Source organism: Acinetobacter sp. YH12072 (assembly GCF_013419565.1).
GTDB lineage: Bacteria > Pseudomonadota > Gammaproteobacteria > Pseudomonadales > Moraxellaceae > Acinetobacter.
In genome coordinates, this window is record NZ_VOZV01000073.1 from 1 (window position 1) to 4,760 (window position 4,760).

Genomic DNA, 4,760 nt, shown 5'->3' on the forward strand with positions numbered 1-4,760 from the left:
TGTTCAAATGGCGATTCAGCGTTTAATTGGTTTTGGGAAAAAAGAAGAGTTTAAGGAAATTTTGGCAATTTTAAGAAAGCAGAATCCTGATAGGATAAGGGTTCTGTGAAATTTGTCGTGTACAGAGAATAATATTAATAAAAAATAAGGATAAATTTATGGAAAAAACTTTTATGGAAGCAATGGATTTTAGACATGCTTGTAAAATATTTGATGAGACAAAAAAGATAAAAGATGAAGATTTAAACTATATTTTAGAAGCAGGGAGAAAATCTCCTAGCTCTTTTGGGCAAGAGCCATGGAAGTTTTTGGTAATTACAAAAGTATAGCCTGAATTAGCCCTCGATTTTACATCTTGGAACCATGGCCCCCCCCTTTTTTAGGAAAAGGATGACCTTCGGTCTCTCTATTTAAAGGAAATCTTCACGCCTTTTTGTCGGATTCGGCTGAAATTTACGGGACGGTCTTATTTAAGAATGTATGGCTTAATGTTGCGAAAGAAGTTGATTTCCTCCCAATGGTTTTTAAAACCCTGCTTTATAATATCCTCTCTTATTGACCATAAGTACTCTTTTAGGTATATCGTCATTTGGTGCGCTTCATCAATTATATTAGGTGCAGACAGCGAAATGGCATTTTCTTTTCGCTGTACCTCTGAGATAATATGATTTAATGAAGATACCATTTCGTATTTAGTTTACAATATTTCCTTTTATAAAAGAAAATTGCGTAGTATGATTATTAAAAAACACCAAAAGATGTTATTCAAAGAACACATTGATATTAGCTTCAATCTCTAAACCGTTGATTTGGAAATACATAATACCCTATTTGTTCATTCTTTTGTTATTTGTTGTATGTTGCGTTATTCCATCAATAATTTTATTCCAATCTTCGAAATGTAGTTCGTGTCCGGTTCCATCAAGCGTTATTAGTTTTGAGCCGTTTATCTTTTCAAGTAAAACTGCTGAATTCTTAAAATGCCATATTTTATCGTCCGTTCCGTGTACAATTAAGGTTGGCTGATTGATTTCGCTCAATCTGTTCCAGTATTCTTCACCACCTTGCAGTGCCGCATGATTGAACATACTTATATAGTTATTAGCTCTTTTAAATTCGGCTCTAATCAGTTTTTCACTTCTTTGTTTGTCAAATTGTTTCCTGCCGCTCATCAATTCAGCACCTTGAATTAAATAATTTGCCACACTGTCTTCATTTGTCCAATCTACGGTTTCAGCTTTTCCGTGAAAATCTAAAATACGCGTATCCATTTCAGGAATTGTGGGGTCTGAGTCGCCCCAAGGACCTGATGAGATTAGTGTTATTGAACTTACCCTGTCGGCATATTTTATTGATGCTATTTGAGAAATCAGTCCGCCCAGTGAAATTCCCACAAAATTGGCTTTGACTATTTTATAGCCGTCCAAAATTGAAATAGCATCATGGGTTAAGTCAACAATATCATAGGGGGTTGAACCCGGTTCGTAATTAGTAGATTTTCCTACGTCCCTATTGTCGTAGCGAATAACAAAAAATCCCTTTTCAGATAGTTTCTGGCAAAATTCAGCATCCCAATACAACATGGATACCGTTGCTCCCGCAATCAAGAGTATTGCCGGATCTTTTTCACATCCAAAACTTTCGGTAAAAAGTCTTATTCCGTTTTTTTTAACTATTTTCTCTTTCATTTCCTCGCCTTTCTGTTTTATAGATTCATTAGTTTTTGGAACGAAAAGTCGAGGCTGAACATTTCCGTTTCGTTTATTATTGATTCTGCCTGTGCTTCTCTTCCATAAGCAAACATTTGCTGTTCATAATTTTCAATAGCCTCTTCAATGCTGTTAAATTTCCCATTGGTCAGATTATCCGACAATATCAAGGCATCCATCAACCCACTGTTTACGCCTTGTCCTGCAAAAGGAGGCATCAAATGAGCAGCATCTCCAATCATCGTTATGGGTAATGGACGCTTACTTTTCCAAGACTTATCTAAGGGAAATAGATTTAAAACCTTTGAAAGTAAGTGTATTAAAGGAGATTTTAAAAGATTACAACTCTTATTCAAATAAAAATTTACTTGATTTTTATTTGCTAAGTGGTGGAGTTGCAAAATATATAGAACTATTTATCTTAAACAGTAGTTTTGATTTAAAATCTATGATAGATACAATTATTGATCCAAACTCAATATTTTTGGAAGAGGGAAAAAATAGACTTATTGAAGAGTTTGGAAAAGAGTATGGAACATATTTTTCTATTTTAGCTTTAATCTCTGATTCAAAAACATCAAGAAGTGAAATAGAATCAATTTTGGAAAGAAATATTTCAGGACATTTATCACGACTTGAAAATGACTATAACATCATAAAATCAATTAAACCAATAAATGCTAAACCAAACTCAAAAGTACAAAAATATGAGATAGTTGATAATTTTTTATCCTTTTGGTTTAGATTTATTTTTAAATACCAATCACTAATCGAAGCTGAAAATTTCGATAGATTAAAAGAGATTATCTATAGAGATATCTCAACTTTTCAAGGAAAATTCCTTGAAAAACTTTTTGTGGAACTCTTAAAAGAGAAACAAACTTTCACTTCTATTGGCTCATATTGGGAGAGAAATAATCAAAATGAGATAGATATAGTTGCTATCGATGATATTGATAAGAAACTTCTAATTTGTGAAGTAAAACTAAATGAAAAACGGATAAACTATCAGGCTTTAGTTTTGAAATCTCAAAAATTAATTCAAGAGTATAAAGATTATGAGATAGAGTATAGGCTTTTATCGATAAAAGATATTTAAAATTAGAAAAACAGATAATAGCTGGTGCTAGAGTGGTTGCTAGGGTAATTACTCTAATTTCAAGTTGTTGCAAGTGGTTTTTGCAAACTTTGTATAAAGCCTTAATCGATATAAAAGTTAAGTTTGATTATATATAATTGTTGAATAATTTAAAAGGAGTACAAAATGAAAAAAGTTTTAATTTTAAATGGACACCAATATTATGAAAATGTTGCAAAAGGTGAATTAACTGAAAAGATTTTAGAAAAAGCGACACAATTTTTCAAAGAAAATAACTTTCTTATAAAATATACAAATATAGATAAGGGTTACGATATAAAAGAGGAGTGTGAGAAGTTTGAGTGGGCTGATTATGTGTTGTTTCAATATCCTGTTTATTGGATGGGTGTTCCTTGGATTACAAAAAAATATTTCGATGAGACTTTTACTCAAGGAAGACACTATGCAAACGACGGAAGAAGCAAAAACGATGATAGCAAAACTTATGGAAGTGGTGGATTACTAAAAGGCAAAAAATATATGCTAAGCTTGACATATAATTGTCCAAAAAGTGAGTTTAACAATCCTGATGGTTTTTTTGATGGATTATCACTAGATGAAGCAAATGTTGCTACTCATAAAACTTTTCAATTTGTTGGATTAGAACCTTTAAAACTTACTCTATGCATGATATTTTTAAAGGAGATTTGGATTTAAATAAAGAGTTAGCTAAATTTGAAGATACTTTAAGAGAGAATTTTAAGTTTAGTGTATATATAATTTGATATATTTAATTTAAGGAGCTATAATGAGTTTATTATTAAACAAAGGTAAAATAGGTGATTTGGAACTAAAAAATAGAGTTGTAATGCCACCTATGTGTATGTATAAAAGTGATAATAGTGGAGAATTAAAAGATTTCCATATGTTTCACTATACTTCAAGAGCAATGGCTGATGTTGGTTTAATTATTGTTGAACCAGCATCAGTTGAGCCAAAAGGAAGAGTTTCATCTTTTGAATTAGGACTTTGGGATGATTCTTTAATTGAAAATCATAAAAAAATGAATGAGAAGTTACACTTATTTGGAGCAAAAAGTTCTATACAATTAGCTCATGCAGGAAGAAAATCTGAAGTTGTTGATGATATTTGTGTAGCTCCAAGCTCAATTGCTTTTAGTCAAAAATCACCATATAAAGTTCCAAAAGCGTTAAGTCTTGAAGAGATAACAAAAATAAAAGAGTTGTTTGTAAATGCTGCAATTAGAGCCGAAAAAGCAAATTATGATTCAGTAGAACTTCACGCTGCTCATGGATATTTGTTGTGTGAATTTTTATCACCTTTAACAAATAAAAGAGATGATATTTATGGTGGAAGTTTAGAAAATAGGTGTAGATTAGTAATTGAAACTGCAAAAGAGATAAAAAATAGGGTAAAATTACCCCTTATTGTTAGAATTAGTGCTGATGAATGGATGCAAAATGGATGGAATATAGAAGACTCTATTTATTTATGTAAAGAGTTAGAAAAAGTTGGAGTTGATTGTATTCATGTTTCAAGTGGTGGAAATATAGAAAATCCAGATAAGATACCAAAAATTGAACCATTTTATCAAGCTAATTGGGCAAAAGAGATTAAAAAAAGTGTAGATATTCCTGTTATTGCTGTTGGTTTAATAACAACAGCAAAAGAGGGTGAATATCTTCTTGAAAATAGTTTTTGTGATTTTGTTGCATATGGAAGAGAGTTGCTTAAAAATCCAAATCTTGTATTTTATGCTGCAAATGAACTAAACGAAAAAGAGAAAATTAATAGCTCTTATGCAAGAGCATTTTTAAAATAATATTCTCTGTACACGACAAAAATAGATAACTCATTGAAATAATGTCACAATAATTGTTTTCTAACGACGAATACTATGACACATCTCAATGAGTTATATCTTATCTTAAACAAATCTCTAAAATGGAACA

The 4,760-nt window shown here is 31.1% G+C and carries 5 protein-coding genes and 1 pseudogene; 4 read left to right on the forward strand and 2 right to left on the reverse strand.

From position 1 onward, the window contains the following. Positions 1 to 158: 158 nt before the first annotated feature. Positions 159 to 329, forward strand: a complete 171-nt coding sequence (locus tag FTU19_RS15835; RefSeq protein WP_218944955.1) for a nitroreductase family protein — start codon at positions 159 to 161, stop codon at positions 327 to 329. Positions 330 to 827: 498 nt separating this feature from the next. On the opposite strand, the gene estT is transcribed toward FTU19_RS15835, so the two are convergent. Both estT and FTU19_RS15845 read right to left on the reverse strand, forming a co-directional pair. Beyond that, positions 828 to 1,688, reverse strand: a complete 861-nt coding sequence (estT, locus tag FTU19_RS15840; protein WP_077782102.1) for a macrolide hydrolase EstT — start codon at positions 1,686 to 1,688, stop codon at positions 828 to 830. Positions 1,689 to 1,705: 17 nt separating this feature from the next. After that, positions 1,706 to 2,002, reverse strand: a pseudogene (locus FTU19_RS15845) (FAD-dependent oxidoreductase); the annotation flags it as partial. 155 nt (positions 2,003 to 2,157) lie between these two features. Between FTU19_RS15845 and FTU19_RS15850 the strand changes: the two are divergent. From FTU19_RS15850 to FTU19_RS15860, 3 genes are all read left to right on the forward strand, one after another. Continuing rightward, complete coding sequence (locus FTU19_RS15850) at positions 2,158 to 2,808, forward strand: DUF234 domain-containing protein (protein WP_218944954.1); 651 nt, start codon at positions 2,158 to 2,160, stop codon at positions 2,806 to 2,808. Positions 2,809 to 2,973: 165 nt separating this feature from the next. After that, positions 2,974 to 3,504 carry an NAD(P)H-dependent oxidoreductase gene (locus FTU19_RS15855; protein ID WP_218944953.1) on the forward strand — a complete coding sequence of 177 codons (531 nt, stop codon included), beginning with the start codon at positions 2,974 to 2,976 and terminating at the stop codon, positions 3,502 to 3,504. Positions 3,505 to 3,595: 91 nt separating this feature from the next. Then, on the forward strand, positions 3,596 to 4,630 hold the full coding sequence (locus FTU19_RS15860; RefSeq protein ID WP_169538918.1) for a tRNA-dihydrouridine synthase: 1,035 nt from the start codon (positions 3,596 to 3,598) through the stop codon (positions 4,628 to 4,630). The last annotated feature ends 130 nt before the right edge of the window (positions 4,631 to 4,760 follow it).

Bases quoted from the DNA above. Each gene is read 5' to 3' on its own strand.
- estT (WP_077782102.1), bottom strand. From the start codon at position 1,688: ATGAAAGAGAAAATAGTTAAAAAAAACGGAATAAGACTTTTTACCGAA.
- FTU19_RS15850 (WP_218944954.1), top strand. From the start codon at position 2,158: ATGATAGATACAATTATTGATCCAAACTCAATATTTTTGGAAGAGGGA.
- FTU19_RS15860 (WP_169538918.1), top strand. From the start codon at position 3,596: ATGAGTTTATTATTAAACAAAGGTAAAATAGGTGATTTGGAACTAAAA.
- FTU19_RS15855 (WP_218944953.1), top strand. From the start codon at position 2,974: ATGAAAAAAGTTTTAATTTTAAATGGACACCAATATTATGAAAATGTT.
- FTU19_RS15835 (WP_218944955.1), top strand. From the start codon at position 159: ATGGAAAAAACTTTTATGGAAGCAATGGATTTTAGACATGCTTGTAAA.